Source organism: Anaerococcus sp. HMSC065G05 (assembly GCF_001812365.1).
In the GTDB taxonomy this organism is placed as follows: domain Bacteria; phylum Bacillota; class Clostridia; order Tissierellales; family Peptoniphilaceae; genus Anaerococcus; species Anaerococcus vaginalis.
The window spans coordinates 1-17,380 of sequence record NZ_KV808725.1 but is presented as its reverse complement, the minus strand read 5'-3'; the positions used below and the strand labels follow the sequence as shown (position 1 = coordinate 17,380).

Annotated in this window: 14 protein-coding genes, 1 rRNA gene and 1 pseudogene; 13 read left to right on the top strand and 3 right to left on the bottom strand. The window is 30.6% G+C overall.

Annotated elements, in window-relative coordinates:
• The first annotated feature begins 15 nt into the window (after positions 1–15).
• From HMPREF2852_RS08190 to HMPREF2852_RS08155, 8 genes and pseudogenes are all read left to right on the top strand, one after another.
• Positions 16–2,142, top strand: coding sequence for an ABC transporter substrate-binding protein (locus tag HMPREF2852_RS08190; RefSeq protein ID WP_019118863.1), 2,127 nt, complete (start codon positions 16–18; stop codon positions 2,140–2,142).
• Between the two features lie 713 nt (positions 2,143–2,855).
• Entirely contained in the window at positions 2,856–3,818 is a 963-nt protein-coding gene (locus HMPREF2852_RS08185; protein WP_019118864.1) for an ABC transporter permease, read from the top strand.
• A gap of 1 nt (position 3,819) precedes the next feature.
• On the top strand, positions 3,820–5,721 hold the full coding sequence (locus HMPREF2852_RS08180; RefSeq protein WP_019118865.1) for an ABC transporter permease subunit: 1,902 nt from the start codon (positions 3,820–3,822) through the stop codon (positions 5,719–5,721).
• 8 nt (positions 5,722–5,729) lie between these two features.
• Positions 5,730–6,733 (top strand): annotated as a pseudogene (locus HMPREF2852_RS08175) (ABC transporter ATP-binding protein).
• Complete coding sequence (locus HMPREF2852_RS08170; RefSeq protein ID WP_070607542.1) at positions 6,720–8,336, top strand: oligopeptide/dipeptide ABC transporter ATP-binding protein; 1,617 nt, start codon at positions 6,720–6,722, stop codon at positions 8,334–8,336. Before HMPREF2852_RS08175 ends, HMPREF2852_RS08170 begins: the two are co-directional and overlap by 14 nt.
• Positions 8,333–8,521 carry a hypothetical protein gene (locus HMPREF2852_RS08165; RefSeq protein WP_070607539.1) on the top strand — a complete coding sequence of 63 codons (189 nt, stop codon included), beginning with the start codon at positions 8,333–8,335 and terminating at the stop codon, positions 8,519–8,521. Before HMPREF2852_RS08170 ends, HMPREF2852_RS08165 begins: the two co-directional genes overlap by 4 nt.
• Before the next feature lie 68 nt (positions 8,522–8,589).
• The gene (locus HMPREF2852_RS08160) at positions 8,590–8,835 is read left to right on the top strand and encodes a glutaredoxin family protein (RefSeq protein ID WP_070607535.1); all 246 of its coding nucleotides are present in this window, start codon (positions 8,590–8,592) and stop codon (positions 8,833–8,835) included.
• 45 nt (positions 8,836–8,880) lie between these two features.
• The gene (locus HMPREF2852_RS08155; RefSeq protein WP_070607533.1) at positions 8,881–9,270 is read left to right on the top strand and encodes a hypothetical protein; all 390 of its coding nucleotides are present in this window, start codon (positions 8,881–8,883) and stop codon (positions 9,268–9,270) included.
• A 103-nt stretch (positions 9,271–9,373) separates the two neighbouring features.
• On the opposite strand, the gene HMPREF2852_RS10190 is transcribed toward HMPREF2852_RS08155, so the two are convergent.
• Positions 9,374–9,862 (bottom strand): TM2 domain-containing protein, encoded by a 489-nt coding sequence (locus tag HMPREF2852_RS10190; RefSeq protein WP_070607530.1) that lies wholly within the window; start codon positions 9,860–9,862, stop codon positions 9,374–9,376.
• 136 nt (positions 9,863–9,998) lie between these two features.
• On the opposite strand from HMPREF2852_RS10190, the gene HMPREF2852_RS08145 reads away from it, so the two are divergent.
• A complete protein-coding gene (locus HMPREF2852_RS08145) occupies positions 9,999–10,499 on the top strand; it encodes a helix-turn-helix domain-containing protein (RefSeq protein WP_070607527.1) in 501 nt (166 codons plus the stop codon).
• 192 nt (positions 10,500–10,691) lie between these two features.
• Here the strand turns inward: HMPREF2852_RS08145 and ahpF are convergent, their stop codons facing one another.
• Entirely contained in the window at positions 10,692–12,218 is a 1,527-nt protein-coding gene (gene ahpF / locus HMPREF2852_RS08140; RefSeq protein WP_070607525.1) for an alkyl hydroperoxide reductase subunit F, read from the bottom strand.
• Positions 12,218–12,787 (bottom strand): alkyl hydroperoxide reductase subunit C, encoded by a 570-nt coding sequence (gene ahpC / locus HMPREF2852_RS08135; RefSeq protein WP_019116961.1) that lies wholly within the window; start codon positions 12,785–12,787, stop codon positions 12,218–12,220. The genes ahpF and ahpC overlap by 1 nt, the downstream gene beginning before the upstream one ends.
• 333 nt (positions 12,788–13,120) lie before the next feature.
• Here ahpC and HMPREF2852_RS08130 point away from each other — a divergent pair, with 333 nt between their 5' ends.
• From HMPREF2852_RS08130 to HMPREF2852_RS08115, 4 genes are all read left to right on the top strand, one after another.
• Positions 13,121–14,272, top strand: coding sequence for a glycerate kinase family protein (locus tag HMPREF2852_RS08130; protein WP_070607521.1), 1,152 nt, complete (start codon positions 13,121–13,123; stop codon positions 14,270–14,272).
• A complete protein-coding gene (locus tag HMPREF2852_RS08125) occupies positions 14,254–14,919 on the top strand; it encodes a rhomboid family intramembrane serine protease (protein ID WP_070607517.1) in 666 nt (221 codons plus the stop codon). Before HMPREF2852_RS08130 ends, HMPREF2852_RS08125 begins: the two co-directional genes overlap by 19 nt.
• Before the next feature lie 28 nt (positions 14,920–14,947).
• On the top strand, positions 14,948–16,732 hold the full coding sequence (pepF, locus tag HMPREF2852_RS08120) for an oligoendopeptidase F (protein ID WP_070607514.1): 1,785 nt from the start codon (positions 14,948–14,950) through the stop codon (positions 16,730–16,732).
• 400 nt (positions 16,733–17,132) lie between these two features.
• Positions 17,133–17,380 (top strand): 16S ribosomal RNA (locus tag HMPREF2852_RS08115); the annotation flags it as partial.

Genomic DNA, 17,380 nt, shown 5'->3' with positions numbered 1-17,380 from the left:
AAAGAGGAGAGAAGGATGAATGTAAAAAAAGTTTTCTCACAAGCTTTTGCGCTTGGCTTAGTTTTAACACTTACTGCTTGTGGCGGTAGCGGAAACAAAGACAACAACGGCTCAAATGCTGGAGACAACAATGCAAGTAACGAACAAGCTAAGGATGAAGAATTTAAAAAGCAAACTAATGATGATACACTTGTAGTAGGTGTTGATTCACTTGGTGGAGAATTCATCCAAGGTTTTAATAACAGCCAAAATGACGTAAGAGCAAGAGAATTTATGGGAATCCAAGGTTCTGTTGGTTATGATACTTACGTTAAAGATAAGGGCGGAAAATATGTAGTTAATAAAACAGTTCTTGATGGAGATCCTCAAGAAAAAGAAAATGAAGATGGATCAAAAACTTTTACTTTTAAAATTAAAAAAGATTTAAAATGGTCTGATGGTAAGCCTGTAACAGCTGATGATTATTTATTTAAAGCTCTTTTACACTCACCACAAGATTATGCTCTAATAACAGGATCTACTGAAATAGGTGGAGATTCATTAAAGGGTTACAATGACTTTAGAGAAGGAAAAACTAAAGAATTTGAAGGTGTTAAGAAAATTGATGATCATACTTTTGAAATTACACTTGATTCATCATTCTTACCATACTTTGAAGAAGAATCTTTAAAGGTAATGAACCCAAGACCAATTCATTATATAGCTCCAAACTTAACAATTGATGGATCTAAATTTGCTCTTAAAGATGGTTATAAATTATCAGACGATGATAAAAAAGCCTTTGTTGAATCACTTGATAAGCAAATTGAAACAGAAAAATCTTCTTATGATGAAGAAGTAAAAGAAGCTGGCGAAGAAGATCCAGAATACAAAAAAGAACACGAAGAGAAATTAAAAACTCTTGAAGATAAGAAAAAATCTGCTGAAAGCGGAAATGATATAGATCCTACAGAAATGCTTGTTGAACAAGCTATGCTTTTTGATGCAAATGACTACAGAAAAGCACCAAAAGTTACTTGTGGACCTTATAAATTTGTTTCATTTGAAAATAATATGGTTAAAATGGAACTTAACGACCAATATGCTGGAGATTTTGAAGGACACAAAGCTACAATTCCAAATGTAATCATTCAAGCAATAAACCCAGAAATATCTGTAGACCTTGTTAAAAATGGGGACATAGATGTATTCGAAGATGAAATGAATGGTTCAAGAATTTCTCAAATTAGAAAAGCTGCTGAAGAAAAGAAATTGCAATATGTAGCTTACGACAGAAATGGTTATGGATGTTTATCATTCTTAGATGATAGGGGACCAACTCAATACAAAGAAGTAAGACAAGCAGTAGCATTTTTAATGAACAGAGATGATTTCGTACAAAACTTTGCAGGTGGATATGCAGTAGTAACAAATGGAATGTATGGTTCAAGTCAATGGATGTATAAAGAAAGAGGAGCTGACGTAGAGGCTAAACTTACAAAATATACATTAAATGTTGATGAAGCTAATAAGAGATTAGACCAATCTCCATACAAATTTGAAAAAGACGGAAAAACTGCTTGGGATGTTAAAAAAGCAGCTGAAGAATACAAAAATAATGCTGACAAATTTGATTACTACAGATACGATGAAAATGGAAAGAAATTACAAATCAATCAATTTGGTGCAAAAGAATCAGAAATAACAACACTACTTTCAAACCAATTACCAGACAATGCTAAACAAGCAGGACTTGAATACAATGTTCAAGCAGGTGACTTTAATACTCTTCTAAACTACAGAGAAAATCCAAAAGAAGGAGATAAAGCAGAATACACAGCATTCAACATGGGACTTGGATTTGGATCACCATTTGATCCTTACTACCAATACAATAGTAAAGGAAATGACAACAAAACAAAGACAAATGATCCAAAAGTTGATAAAATCACAGAAGAATTAAGACAAGTAAAACCTGGTGATGAAAAAGCTTATCTAGATAAATGGGAAGAATTCCAAGAGTGGTACAATGATTACCTTCCAGAAATTCCACTTTATTCTAACAATATCCACTCATCAGCATCAACAAGAGTTCAAGGATTTGATGGTTTAACACCAGAATGGGCAGTATCTTGCCAAATCAACCAAATGAGTCTTAAATAAGATTTAATTAAATAAAAGACAAAAAGAAGCCATAAATTTGGCTTCTTTTTAATTGATTTAATTGATGAGTATAAAATTTCTTTTTTATTTGCTTAGTATAAAAATTAGAAAAGGAATATGATTACAAAATTTTTTGAAATTTAGAAATATAAATAGTAAAAAAACTGTAATTAATTTAAATTATTAACTTGTTTTATAAGGGGTTTTTTATTTGCTATGATTTTTTTACATTTCATAAATTTAGCTAATAGAAATCTATTTCTAGAAAATCCACAATATTTTTTTGCTTTCTAATCAAATTTATTTTTCTTTTTAATATCATTTTTTATTAATTTATATTTTTTATTTTTATTAATTCCTAAATTCATCTTTATAAATTAAAATCATTAGAGTATTAACGTATTGTAGAATAATTTTTCAATTAATATGCATTGAGATAAGTTTTTGCTCATGAATAATGAATTTTTAAAAATAAATGTCAATCTTTATAAGTTTATGACAAATTTTTCATTGACAAATATGGGTTTTTATATTAATATAATGGTTATGATATTATAAGTTTACTCTATCTAATTTTTTTATATTTATTTATAAATTTCTATAAGTAATATTTTCTTAGTCAAAATCTTTGTTGAAAATTATAAGGATTTTTAATTAATCAATGTGAGTAAAATATTAGATGGTAAGCTTAAAAACATAAGGAAGGGATGAATATGTTAAAATACATAGTAAAAAGAATCATTAATTTGATTCCTGTAGCCATAATTATATCTATTTTGGTTTTTGTACTTTCTAAATCAATGCCTGGCGATCCTGTTTTAGCTATGATGCCAAAGGATGGAAGAATGACCAAGGCTCAACAAGAACAAATGTATAAAAATCTTGAGAAACGTTATGGTTATGATAAATCGTTGCCAGAGCAATATTTTATGTGGATGGGAAGAAGTTTGAAGGGAGATTTTGGTGAATCTACTCAAGCTAAAAGACCTGTTAAGGAATATCTTTCTGAGCCACTTAAAAATACAATTTTATTAAATATAGGTTCGACTCTAGTTTCTTTTGTGCTTTCGGTGCTTATTGGAATAAGATCGGCTGTTCATAAGGGAGGATTTTTTGATAAGTTCTTCCAGGTGTTTACTCTTGTTGGAATTTCTTTGCCTACATTTTTTATAGGATTATTTTTGATATTCTTATTTGCTTTTAGGCTAGGATGGTTCCCTGCTAATGGTATGCCTAGAAATAATACTTTTGGCGAATGGGTTAAGTATTTAATCCTACCTACTTTGACTTTGACTTTTGGTTCTATGGCATCTATTTCTAGATATGTAAGAAATTCTATGCTTGATTCTTTAAATGAGGATTATATTAGAACTGCAAGGGCTAAGGGTTTAAAGGAAAAAACTGTAATTTATTCTCACGCTTTTAGAAACGCCCTAATTCCAGTTGTAACTGCTATGACTTGGGCTGTTTTATCAATGTTTTCGGGTTCTGCTATAACTGAAACTATTTTTGCATACAGGGGAATTGGAAATATTCTTATTAAATCTGTTTTAGCTCAAGATTATAATGTTATTCTTGCTTTAACTATGTTTTATGCAATTTTAACTCTTCTTGGAAACTTGATTATGGATATTGCTTATGCTCTTGTAGATCCTAGAGTAAAATTGGAGGCTTAATATGAAAGATGAATTAAATAAATCATTTAAATCTTTTGGTAGATTAGTTCTTTCTTTGTTTACTTTTGGAACTAGGGCAAATAATGAAGAAGCTGATGTAAATCTTGGAGATGTTAATCCTAAAAATGAAAATGAGTCTTTGAAGGAAGATGCCATTACTTCTCCTGGGAAAATGGCTGTAAAAAATTATTTTAGAAATCCTTTGGGAGTTATTGGTCTTCTTTTGATGCTTGGAATTATTCTAGCAGTTTTTGTTGGATCTGCATTGATTCCTTTTAATCCTTACCAATCTGAGGGTAACCTTATAAATGTTTCTGCAGGTTCTGGATATATGAAATATCCTTCTGAAATGGAGAAAGAAGGTGTAGAAAGAATTTCTGTAGGAAATACTTTTGGTGTAGGTCTTACTAAAAAGAAAAATTTCTATTATTGGGGCAAAAATAACGAAGATAATGTTATGAAAATGCCTGATGATATAAAGGAAAAACTTGATGGTAAAAAAATAAAAGATGTTGCTGCTGGAGATAGACACATTCTTGTTGCAACTGAAGATAATGAAGTTTATGGTTGGGGTAATGATTCCTTCCAACAAACAAAACTTCCACCAATGCAAGAAAGCCAAATAAAAGAAGAAGGAATCAAAAAACTTGGTGGTGGAGTTCAATATTCTGTAGTTTTAACTGAAAAAAATAATATATATGTTTGGGGTTCTACTATGAACTCAAGACTTGATCTTATTCCAAAAGAAGTTCAAGGAAAAGTTGTTGATTTTGATACAAGCGGTTCAAATATTTTGGCTGTATTAAAAGATGGCTCTACAAAACTTCTTGGTGTAAGAGGAGCTGAGGTAGATGTTGGAGCACCAGATGAAATTAAAAATAATAAGGTAAAAATTTCTAAGGTTGCCTTAACTTCAAATTCTGCGGCAGCCCTTGATCAAAATGGAAAACTTTATGTTTGGGGACCTTCAAGAGCTAATTTATCTGGAAATAATGTTCCAAAAATTAAGGGAAAAATTAAAGATATAGTTGCAGGAACAAATCATTTTACTGTCCTTGCTGAAGATGGAAAATTATATTCTTGGGGAAATAATAATTATAGCGAAGCAGATGCTCCTAGTGGAAAATATGAAAAAGTATTTTCTGGTTATTTCAACAATTATGCTGTAAGCAAGGATTCTAAAATTGATACATGGGGACTTAAAGGATTTAAATTTGGATCAGATGACCAAGGTCGTGACATTTTTACAAGATTAATTCACGGTGGAAAAATGACCATAATAATTTCTTTTGTATCAGTTCTTATCCAAGTAGTTCTTGGTGTAATTATTGGTATGGTTTCAGGTTATGCTGGCGGACGTGTTGACAATGTTTTGATGAGAATTACAGAAATTGTTCAATCATTCCCATTTTATCCATTAATTATTACACTTTCAGCTCTACTTCCAGTAAATACAAGTCAAAATACAAGACTTATGATGATAATGGTTTTACTTGGTGTTATTGGATGGACAGGAATTGCAAGACTTGTTCGTGGACAAATTCTTGCTGAAAGAGAAAGAGATTATGTAATCGCAGCTAAAGCTCTTGGTGTTACAAATTCATCGATTCTTGTAAGACATATTTTGCCAAATATCCTATCAATAATAATTGTAAATGCAACTCTTGGATTTGCAGGAAACCTACTTACTGAAGCAGGTCTATCATTTTTAGGATTTGGTGTTCAAGAGCCAATGCCATCTTGGGGTAATATGATGACAAGCGCCCAATCATCAGATGTAATTAATATTTATTGGTGGAGATGGGTAATTCCAGCTCTTGCAGTATTTTTGGCAGCATTTTCAGTAAACTTGATTGGAGATGCCCTAAGAGATGCAATAGACCCAAGATCAAATGAGAGATAGGTGTAAAAATGAAAAATTTACTTGAAATAAAAAAACTTCATACCTACTTTGAAACAAGACGTGGTCTTATAAAAGCAGTAAATGGAGTATCATGTACAATTGAAGAAGGAAAAACTTTGGGTTTGGTTGGAGAAAGTGGTTCTGGAAAAAGTCAAACTGCTATGAGTATTTTGCAACTTTTTGAGCCAAACCAAAAAATCTACAGCGGAGAAATTATTTTTGATGGTAAAAAGATTTCTGATTTTAATAGAAATCAAATGGAAAAGGTAAGAGGAAATGATATTTCTATGATTTTCCAAGAACCTATGAGTTCACTTAACCCAGTTTTTACAGTAGAAAAACAAATTTCAGAAGTTTTGATCCTTCACAAAAAATGAATAAAAAAGAAGCAGCAAAAAGAGTGGAGGAATTACTTGCTCAAGTAAAGATTCCAAATCCTCACGTTGTTGCCAAACAATATCCATTTGAGCTTTCTGGTGGTATGAACCAAAGGGTTATGATTGCTATGGCCCTTGCTTGTGAGCCAAAATTATTAATTGCAGATGAGCCAACAACAGCCCTTGACGTTACAATCCAAGCTCAAATTCTAAAATTGATGAACGAATTAAAGGAAAAACAAAATACTTCAATTTTATTTATAACTCACGATTTGGGAGTAATAAATCAAATGGCAGATGAGGTTGCTGTAATGTATTGTGGACAAATAGTAGAACAATCTCCAGTTGATTATATTTTTAAACACGATATAACAGATTACAACCACCCATATACAGTTGCTCTTTTAAATTCTATTCCAGCAATTACAAGTGATAGAAATGAAAGACTCGATATAATTCCAGGTTCTGTTCCACATCCACTAAACCTTCCTGATGGATGTAAATTTGCAGATAGGTGTAAATTTGCTACTGAAAAATGTAGAAAAGAAATGCCAGAGCTTGTGGCAGTAAATGAAAATCAAAAGATTAGATGCCACTTTCCAAATAGAAAGGAGAGAGAAGATGGAGAAAAATAATAAAAAGATCTTATTTAAAATAAGAAATCTCAAAAAATATTTCCCAATCAAGAAAAAATCTATCTTTTCTAGGGGAGCAAACGAATATGTCCATGCAAATGAAAATATTTCTATAGATATATTTGAAGGCGAAACTTTTGGTTTGGTTGGAGAAAGTGGTTGTGGAAAATCTACTTTTGGTAGGACAATCCTTCAAATTTATGAACAAACTGAAGGAACTACTCTTTATTATGGAACAACTCTTGATAGACTTGCCCCAGCTTATATGGGAAAAGATATTAAAGAAATTCCAAAAAAATTCCCTTCTTATGATAAGGAAGTTGAAAAACTTCATTCAATTTATGACGAGCTAGAAAAAACTGAAGATGAAGAAAAAAAAGCTGAATTAAACGAAGCTGCTATGCATCAAAGAAGACTTCTCCAAGAAGATTATGAAAATATGATGAGAATAGCAGGAGGACTTCTTGCAAGCGACAATTTGTCAGAAATTTCTTCTATTCTTGATGATTATTACAAAAAAATCAAGGAAAGATCAAAAGTTTTACTAGACATTAAAAAAATCGAAGAAAAAGACGAAGTAAGGATTAGAGATAAAAAAGAATTAAAAGATGCTATTCTAAACGATCCGAAATACAAGGAACTTTTGAATAAAAAAGAAAAACTTGATAAGGAAGTTTTGGAAAAAGAGCAAAAAATATCTGCTAAAAAAGAAGAATTAAAATCAAAAGAGCTTTTTGAAAAATTCGAAAGTTTTGTAGATGATGGAATAGACCTTTCAAGACTTACAAATGAAGAAATGAGAGAGCTTAGAAAAGATCTTCAAATAATTTTCCAAGATCCTTATGGTTCTTTGGATACAAAAATGACAGTTGGAAATATTATTGGAGAAGGTGTCTTGGGCCATGGACTTTTTAAATCAAGAAGTGAAGCAGGCTATAACGAATATATCCAAGATATAATGAACCAATGTGGACTTGCTCCATATTTCATTCACAGGTATCCTCACCAATTTTCCGGTGGACAAAGACAAAGAATTGGAATTGCCAGAGCCCTTGCCCTAAATCCAAAATTTATAGTTTGCGATGAGGCAGTATCAGCCCTTGACGTTTCAATCCAATCACAAATTATAAATCTATTGCAAGATTTAAAAACTGACTTAAATTTAACATATTTATTTATAACCCACGATCTTTCAGTTGTAAAATATATTTCTGATAGGATAGGAGTAATGTATTTGGGAGTTATGGTTGAGCTTTCAGATTCTGATAGAATTTTTGCAAATCCACAACACCCTTACACAAAAGCACTCTTGCAAGCAATCCCTAGAACTGATGTTGATAAGGGACAAGAACTTCAAACAATCGAAGGAGATATTCCATCAGCAGTAAGACCACCAAAGGGTTGTCGTTTCCATACAAGATGTAAATATTGCATGGATATTTGTAAACAATTTGAGCCAGAGCTTAAAGAAGTAGAAAAAGGCCACTTTGTAGCTTGCCATTTGATGGATGTATCAGAAGAAACAAAAATGAAAGCCTTCGAAAAAAATGAAGAAGAAAGACTTAAAAAAGAACATGAATTAGCCGAGGAAGCTAATCTATGAAAAGACCAGTAGATCCCTTCAAAAATAAAACAAAAGAAGAAATCTATGAAAAAGAAGAGCTTTTAGAAAAAGATAATCTAGAAAAAGACGATAGACTCGCTATGTTTTTGGCAGCTATGAAAGTTTTTCTACCACCAGTTTTATTAATACTTCTACTCTTTACATCCTTAATATTTTTCTTTTAAGATTACAAAATAAATTTAAGGGTAAAAAATTAAAAGAGAAATGATAAAAGAATACGAAAGGAAGTATTATGAGTAAATTTGATTTATATTTTAAACCAGAATGTCCATATTGTTTAAAAGTTTTAAACTTTATTCATGAAAATAAAATTGTAGATTTCACATCTTACAACGTAAAAGATGGAAGAAGTGGAGAAGAAAACACAAAAGAGTTAATAGAGCTTGGTGGCAAAGATCAAATTCCATTTATGGTTTTTGGCGATAAAAAAATGTACGAATCTGATGATATAATAGAATATCTAAAAGAAAACTATTAAAATTAAGCCAGTGGGAAATCCTGCTGGCTTTTTTGTGAGGGAAAAATGAAAAAATTACAATATAAAGACGAAAAAATTTTTGAAAAGGAAAGAATGACCTATAAATTAGAAGGAAAGTACAATGTATTGCGTCCTAGTGGAAAATTGGTCGCAAGATTTAAAATAAAAAACTTATTTAGCCTAAGAGGAAAAAAACAAGCTGTAATAGGAAATTTAAAAATTGAAAAAATGAACGACCAAAAAATAAATGAGGCGAAAATTATAAATAGGCAAATGAAATTAATAGAAAATGGAGAAAATTTATCGTTGATAAAAGAAGATGAATTTTTGGCAAATTTTGACTTTACAAAAAACAACCTAGAAATTTATGAAGATGAAAACTTGTGTGTTGCAATATTTTTTGCCTTAAAAAAATTGGAAGAAAATAAAAAATAAGAATGGAGATTAAGAAATCTACATATTTTTATAAAAAAACAAAAATCCAAATAAAAAAGGACTTTTGCAAAACTATGAATAATCATAATTTTGCAAAAGTCTTTTAAACATATATATTCCCATATTCATCAGAAGTTTTAGTAAGAGCTATTATAAATTCCACAAAGGCTATTATTGATGGGATAAAAGTCCATGAAAAAATTAAATAAGCAATTCCTGTGCCGATTTTTCCAGAATAAAATTTGTGAGCTCCGATTCCTCCCAAAAAAAACGCCAAAAGCACATAAGCAACTTTATTTACAGCTTTTCTATTGTAAGAGTTTATATAATAATTATTAGTCACATTACTTTTTTCTTCAATCCTATTTACCTTAAAATCATCTTCATCAAAATCTTCATTTAAGCTATGATTTTCAACAAAATTTTTTTCTTTGATTTTACTTACCAAATATCCATCATCTGCCTTAAAAACTTTGACCTTGTCCCCAATTTGAGGAATAAAATTCACATCAGAAAGTTTAACCCTTACAACAGATCCATCATCAAGACCTACAACTATATCATCAATTTCAATTTTTATAATTTCTCCCATAAATTTCTCCTTATTTTTTATAATTATATCATAATTTGTATAAAAAAATAAAAAAATTATAAAATTTCCCCAAAGTTGCCCTATAGTTGCTAGCTTTTTTGAAAAACATTACTTAAAATAATATTAAGGAGGACTTATGATTGGACAAAAAATCAAAAACAAAAGAAAAGAATTGAACCTTACCCAAGAATATTTGGCAAAGGAACTAAATATATCAAGACAAGCCGTATCCAAATGGGAAAAAGAAATAAGCGAGCCATCAATGGAAAATTTGGTAAAATTGTCAGAAATTTTTGGAGTAGACATAGGATATTTTAAAAATGAAAAAGAAGAAGAATCAAAAATAAGAAAAATTTTTTGGTCATTTCTCTACGCTATAATTGGCTTTGCCTTTTACCTAATTTATTATTTTGGAATAGTAGAAGGAGCCTTAAACAAAAACCCAAAAGAAATGCCATTTTTAATATTAACAATTTTTCTAGCCTTGTCAGTAATAGCCTTCCCCCAAGCCATAAAAGATATGGGAAAAAAACTAGAAAAAATAGATTATTTCACATTTTCGAAATTGGTTTTGCCGATAATTTTTATAATTTCTCCCTTTATTGTTTTTTATTATATTTTTAAAAATGAAAGCTGATAATTTTATGATGTTTATGTAATTTTAAGAAAAAATAATGGGGCTGTTGAAAAATATGAATAATCATTATTCAATATTTAGAGGGGTCTCCTAGAAGATTTTTAATAGCACTCTTATATTGAGGCAAAATCTTCATAGAATTTCCTCTAACAATTGGGATGATTTATTTATTTTGCAACATTCCAATATTTTTTATTTTCTTATTAAATAGTTAAAGGCTGATAGGGCTGCTGTAGCTCCTGAGCCTGCTGCTATTATTATTTGTTTATAAACGGAATTTATTGCATCACCTGCTGCAAATATTCCTTCTATATTTGTTGAACCGTCTTTTTCTACTTCGATTTCGCCCCTATCTGTGAGTTTTATCTTTCCTTCTAGCCATTCTGTGTTTGGAATTTGACCGATTTGGATAAAAACTCCAGCGAGATCTATTGTTTTTTCTTCTTTTGTATTTCTATCTATATATTCAAGACCTGTTAGTTTTTTATCTCCTAGGAGTTTTGTTGTTTGGGCAGATGTTATAACTTTTACGTTTTGAAAGGATTCTAATTTTGTTTGTAATATTTTATCTGCCTTTAATTCTGGTAAAAATTCGAGAACTGTAACGGTTTTTGCTATTGATGCAAGGTCTATTGCTGCTTCTATTCCTGAATTTCCTCCTCCTACAACTGCCACGTCTTTTCCTTTAAATAGGGGACCGTCGCAGTGGGTACAAAAAGCTACGCCCTTGTTTTTGAATTTTTCTTCTCCATCTATTCCAAGAAGTCTCCATCTTGTTCCTGTTGCAAAAATTAGACTCTTACTATTTATTTTTGCTCCATCTTCTAGGATTATATTAAATTCATCATCTTTTTTTTCGAAATCGACAGCTTTTACTCCATCTATTATGTCTACGCCAAGATTTTCTACTTGGTTTTTGACTGATAGCATATATTTAGGTCCTTCTGTTTTTAGGATTCCTGTTATATTTTCTATATCGAGAGTTTCGTTTACTTGTCCACCAAATTCGTCTGCAACTATTGCAACTTTTAGGCCTTTTCTTGCTCCATAAATTGCAGCTGTAGCACTACTTGGTCCTGCTCCGACTATCAAGATATCGTAATCTTTGAAATTGGATAAATCTTTTTGGACTTTTTTTGCAACAAGGTCTAAAAGACTTGCCATAGTTTTTTTGCCCCCGTCAAGAAACTCTCCATTTTCAAAAATTGCTGGTACTGCCATAACATCTCTTTGTTCACATATATCTTGGTTTATTGAACCTTCAATCATTGTGTGTGAGATATTTTTGTTTAAAACTGCCATAATATTGAAAGCTTGTACAACCTCTGGGCAGTTGTGGCAGGAAAGTGAAACTATTGTTTCAAAATTTCTTTTTTCCTTTATAGATTTTATTCTTTCTTTTTCTTCAGTGGATATTTTTGGTTCGATTCCACCAACTTGCAAAAGTGCAAGAACAAATGATTCGAACTCGTGTCCCAAAGGAATTCCTGCAAAAACAATTTTTCCGTGTTCAAATTCTCCGTTTAAACTAAAAGCAGGTGTAAAATCTAATTTTTCTTCTTTTATTTTTATCTTGTCAGATAAAGACTCAACATCTTCAACAAAAGATTTTAGTTTTTTTGAATTTTCATCTTCATTTAGCGAAAGTCCAATTGTTACATTGGACTTTAGCATTTTAAGATAAGCCTTTAGCTGATCTTTTAATTTACTGTCTAACATCAGATTTTTCCAACAAGGTCAAGTCCTGGTGTTAGTGTATCATCATTTTCAGAATTCCATTTAGCAGGACATACTTGGTCTGGATGTTTTCTTACATATTGACCAGCTTTAACTTTATATATATTATTTTCTGCTTTTCTTCCGATTCCTCCTGCATTTATTTCTAATGCTTGAATAACATTATCAGGGTCTATAACAAAAGTTGCTCTGTCAGCTTTCCCATCTTCTGTTAAAATATCTAAAGCTTTTGTGAGTTCTTTGTTAGAATCGCCAATCATTTTGTATTGGATTTTTCCTATAGCTTCACTTTCATCATGCCAAGCCTTGTGTACAAAATGTGTATCAACACTTACAGAATAAACTTCTGCTCCCATTTCTTTTAATTGCCCATATTTTTCTTGTAAATCTTCAAGCTCTGTAGGACATACAAAAGTAAAGTCTGCTGGATAAAACATTAAAACTTTCCATTCACCTTCAAGGTCCTTATCGCTAATTTTGATAAATTCATTTGTTTTTGGATCATAAGCATCCAAATTAAATTCAGGTAATTTTTTTCCTATTAATGACATAATATCCTCCATTTTTAAATAAATTACTTTATTTTAAATAAGAAACAAAGTATATGATAATTATACTCATTATAAAACTAAAATCAATATCATAAATTTCAAAATAAAAAATGCCCTTCCAAAATTTATGGAAAGGCAATTTTAAAAAGCCACTTATAAGTATTTAAGTGGCTCTTTGATGGGCGAAATCTTTTTTTAAAAGATTTCCATGAGTTAAACAGTAAAAGTTTATTTTCTAAACTTTCTATTTAATTATATCATTGAATTTACAATTGGTAAAGATAATTAATAATTTGTCCACATAGTTTGGGTATAATTTAATTGAGGTGAATTATGAATATATTATTAGCTTTGGATTCTATTAAAGATTTTGAAAATTCTATTGAGATTGGAAATTATTTCAAGGAAGAATTGGAAAGTGAAAATGTGAATAATGAGGTTAATATTCTTCCATTTTTGGATGGGGGAATGGGGACTGTTGAAATTATGAAGGAAGTTATTGGCGGGGATTTTTCTTTTGTTAATGTTCATAATCCTTTGAGTGAGGCTGTAACTTCTAGATATATTATAAAGGAAAATTTGTGTGTGATGGAGATGGCTCAGGCTTGTGGGCTTAGGCTTTTGTATAAGGATAAGCTTGATGTTATGGAATCTTCTTCAATTGGCCTTGGGGAGATGATTGTTGATGGTTTAAATAATGGCTGTGAGAAATTTTTTATTGGCATTGGAGATACTGCAACTAATGATATGGGCATGGGTATGCTTTATGCTTTGGGGGTTAGGTTTTTTGATAAAAATCTTAATTCTTTAAATCCTGTTGCTAAAAATATGATTAAGGTTGATTCTATTGATATGTCAGGTCTTGATAGGAGAATAATGGATGTTGATTTGGAGATTGCTACAAGCCAACCTCTTACTCTTTTTCAAAGAAATTCTTTTTTGGAAAAAAGACCTATTAGAAAGGGAGCAAGTCCTGATGAAATTTTAGAACTTGAAAAAGCCTGCAAGCATTTTTCTAAAAAAGTTAGTGAGGCTTTGGGAGTAAGCGAAATAGATTTTCCTTATCTTGGTGCTGGTGGCGGAGTTTCTTGGGCTCTTTATATATTTTTTAGGGCAAAAATTTCTAATTCTATGGAACTTGTTTTGTCTTTGCTTGATTTTCAAAAATTGGTTAGGGACAAAGATCTTTTAATTATTACGGAAAATGTTGATGAATTTAATGGGGAAAATTCTATTAATCTTTCTAAATTTGCTAAAAGATATAATGAAAATATAAAAATTATTTTCTTGCAAGATGAAGATTATCCAAATATGAGGGATAATCCTTATATAGATGATATTTATAAATTTAAAATAAAATCTAATCTTGAAAGGGGAGATTATGAGAAAGAAATTAGGTCTGTTGCTAGGACTTTTATTTCTGATAATCTTTCACAGATGGAAAATAAATTTGAGAAAGAGGAGTTATGGCTAAGGGAAAAATGACAAGAATTTTAATGGGAATAAACATCCTAATTTTTATATTGATGAGTGTTACAGGTGGAAGTGAAAATATTGAAAATCTATTGAAATTTAATGCTATGAGCAAAATCTATGTTTATTATGGCGAATGGTGGAGGCTTTTTTGCCCGATTTTCATACATATTGGGATAATACATCTTTTGATGAATATGTATTTTTTAAATAATGTTGGAGATGTATTTGAAAGTCTTTATGGCTCTACAAAATTTCTGATAATTTATTTACTTTGTGGAATAATGGGTAATTTATTTACTTATGCTTTTGGAGAAGTAACAAGCGTATCAGCAGGCGCATCAACTTCTTTGTACGGCTTATTTGGACTTGCCTTAGGAATTATGTTCAATTACAGGGACAACGAATTTCTAAGACAATTTGGCTCAAGCTTTATAGGGATTGTTGCTATAAATATAATATATTCATTTATGGTTCCAGGAATTGGAATTACAGGACATATTGGAGGGCTTTTGGGCGGATTTATTCTTGCAGGATTTTTCCCAATAATGAATATGACTTTGCCAACAAGCACAAGAATTATTTCCCTTCTAGCCTTTGTGCTAATTGCAATAGGCTTTGTATTTATAGGAAATAAATCAATGTTACAAGCTATATAAAAAATTAAACAAAATAAAAGGAGAAAAAATGGATAGAAAAGATATAGACAAGTCTCTAAAATGGGACACAGAAAAAATTTACAAAACAGACGAAGACTTCTACAAAGAAGTAGAAGAAGTAAAAAATCTAATCGAAAAAACTAAGGCATACAAAGGAAAGATTTTACAATCAGCCGACAGTCTTTACGATTTTTTAAAAACAAACGAAAAATTAGAAAGAAAATTTTCAAAACTTGGCGTATATGCCTCATTAAAATCTGACGAAGATACAAGAGTTGCAAAATACCAAGAAATGTCAAAAATAGCAGATAATTTATTTGCAAATCTTGCTCAAGAACTTTCTTTTATAACACCAGAAATTTTGTCAGAAGATTATAAAAAAGTACAAAGATATATAGAAGAAAAAGAAGAGCTAAAAATTTACGCTCATTATTTTGAAGATTTATTTAGAAATAAAGACCACACCTTGGGCGAAAATGAAGAAAAAATTATAGCATCATTTGCGAAATTATCTCAAAATCCACAAAACACTTATATGATTTTTTCAAACGCTGACCTAAAATTTCCAAAAGTAAAAAAGGGCGATGAAGAAATCCAAATCACAGATGCAAATTTCACAAACCTAGAACTAGATTCAAATCGTGAGTTTAGAAAAGAAGTTTACGAAAAATATTATACAGTTTACAAGCGATTTGAAAACACAGCAGCCTCCCTACTAGATGGCGAAATGACAGCAAATAACACCATAGCAAAATTAAAAAAATTCGATTCAGCAAGAGCTATGAGCCTTTTTGCAAACAACATTGACGAAAAAGTTTACGATAACTTAGTAGAAGTAATCCATGACAATATAGAAATCCACAGAGATTACACAAGTTTGAGAAAAAAAGTTTTAGGCCTTGATGATTTAGGATTTCACGATATTTATTTGCCATTAGTAGAAGATTATAACAAAACTTACACTTTTGATGAAGCGAAAGAATTAATCCTAAAAGCCCTAGCTCCACTTGGAGAAGACTACATCAAAAAAGCAAGAGAAGGCTTTGACGATAGGTGGTTTGATGTGATGGAAAATGAAGGAAAAAGATCAGGAGGATATTCATCAGGCTCCTACGATACAGAACCATACATTTTATTAAACTACAACGACTCCCTTGACTCACTTTTCACAACAGCTCACGAGTTGGGACATTCAATGCATTCATACTACACAAGAAAAACCCAACCATATATTTACGGAGACTACTCAATATTTTTGGCAGAAATAGCATCAACAACCAACGAACTTCTATTATTAAACTATATGATAGACCATGCCAAAGATGAAAAAGAAAAAGCATATTTACTAAACCATTACGTAAATTCATTCAAATCAACAGTCTTTAGACAAACAATGTTTGCAGAATTTGAGCTAGAGGCAAACAAATTAGTAGAAAATTCAATGCCAGTAACAGCAGAAAAATTAAACCAAATCTACCACGACCTAAACGTAGACTATTTTGGCAAAGATATAGAAGTAGATAAATATATATCAACAGAATGGGCAAGAATCCCACACTTTTATATGTCCTACTACGTCTTCCAATACGCAACAGGCTTCTCATCAGCAGTAAGCCTATCAGAAAAAATACTTCACGGAGATAAAAAAGATTTAGAAAAATATCTTAACTTCTTAAAAGCAGGAAAAAGCAAATATCCAATAGAAGTATTAAAAGATGCAGGAGTAGATATGACCAAAAAAGATTCACTCCAAAAAGCAATGGATGCTTGCAAAGAAAAATTAGAAGAATTAAAAAAATCATTAGAAAAATAAAATAAAAAGAGCCTTATAAAAGAGTAAAAATACTTTGAAATAAGGCTCTTTTAAAATGCAAAAAAATAAAAATAAAAAAATTTGACAAAGATAAAAAATCCTAGTATTATATAAAGGCACTGTTAAAGAGCAAAGTCAAAAAGAAAAATAAAAATTGACAAAGTAATTTAAATAGTGTATTATAAATTTAATATCACTTCAAACAAACAATCTAAAAAGTAAGATTTTAATAAAAAAATTAAAAAAATACTTGACAAGATAAAATGAACGTGGTATTATATAATAGTCGTTACAAAGTAACGGCATTGAACCTCAAAAAATATATAGAAAACTACAATAAAAGTAAAGTGAATTACTTTGAGTAACCAAAACGAAAAATGACAAAAGTCAAGATCAAACAATAATTGAGAGTTTGATCCTGGCTCAGGATAAACGCTGGCGGCGTGCATAACACATGCAAGTCGAACGATGAAACTTAGCTGATTTCTTCGGAATGAAATTAAGTGGATTAGTGGCGAACGGGTGAGTAACACGTGAGTAACCTGCCTTACACAAGGGGATAGCCTTTGGAAACGAAGAATAATACCCTATAAAGTTAGTCAATCGCATGGTAGACTAACCAAAGATTTATCGGTGTAAGATGGACTT

Coding starts and splice junctions, on each gene's coding strand:
- HMPREF2852_RS08190 (WP_019118863.1), top strand. CDS start 16: ATGAATGTAAAAAAAGTTTTCTCACAAGCTTTTGCGCTTGGCTTAGTT.
- HMPREF2852_RS08185 (WP_019118864.1), top strand. CDS start 2,856: ATGTTAAAATACATAGTAAAAAGAATCATTAATTTGATTCCTGTAGCC.
- HMPREF2852_RS08180 (WP_019118865.1), top strand. CDS start 3,820: ATGAAAGATGAATTAAATAAATCATTTAAATCTTTTGGTAGATTAGTT.
- HMPREF2852_RS08170 (WP_070607542.1), top strand. CDS start 6,720: ATGGAGAAAAATAATAAAAAGATCTTATTTAAAATAAGAAATCTCAAA.
- HMPREF2852_RS08165 (WP_070607539.1), top strand. CDS start 8,333: ATGAAAAGACCAGTAGATCCCTTCAAAAATAAAACAAAAGAAGAAATC.
- HMPREF2852_RS08160 (WP_070607535.1), top strand. CDS start 8,590: ATGAGTAAATTTGATTTATATTTTAAACCAGAATGTCCATATTGTTTA.
- HMPREF2852_RS08155 (WP_070607533.1), top strand. CDS start 8,881: ATGAAAAAATTACAATATAAAGACGAAAAAATTTTTGAAAAGGAAAGA.
- HMPREF2852_RS10190 (WP_070607530.1), bottom strand. CDS start 9,862: ATGGGAGAAATTATAAAAATTGAAATTGATGATATAGTTGTAGGTCTT.
- HMPREF2852_RS08145 (WP_070607527.1), top strand. CDS start 9,999: ATGATTGGACAAAAAATCAAAAACAAAAGAAAAGAATTGAACCTTACC.
- ahpF (WP_070607525.1), bottom strand. CDS start 12,218: ATGTTAGACAGTAAATTAAAAGATCAGCTAAAGGCTTATCTTAAAATG.
- ahpC (WP_019116961.1), bottom strand. CDS start 12,787: ATGTCATTAATAGGAAAAAAATTACCTGAATTTAATTTGGATGCTTAT.
- HMPREF2852_RS08130 (WP_070607521.1), top strand. CDS start 13,121: ATGAATATATTATTAGCTTTGGATTCTATTAAAGATTTTGAAAATTCT.
- HMPREF2852_RS08125 (WP_070607517.1), top strand. CDS start 14,254: ATGGCTAAGGGAAAAATGACAAGAATTTTAATGGGAATAAACATCCTA.
- pepF (WP_070607514.1), top strand. CDS start 14,948: ATGGATAGAAAAGATATAGACAAGTCTCTAAAATGGGACACAGAAAAA.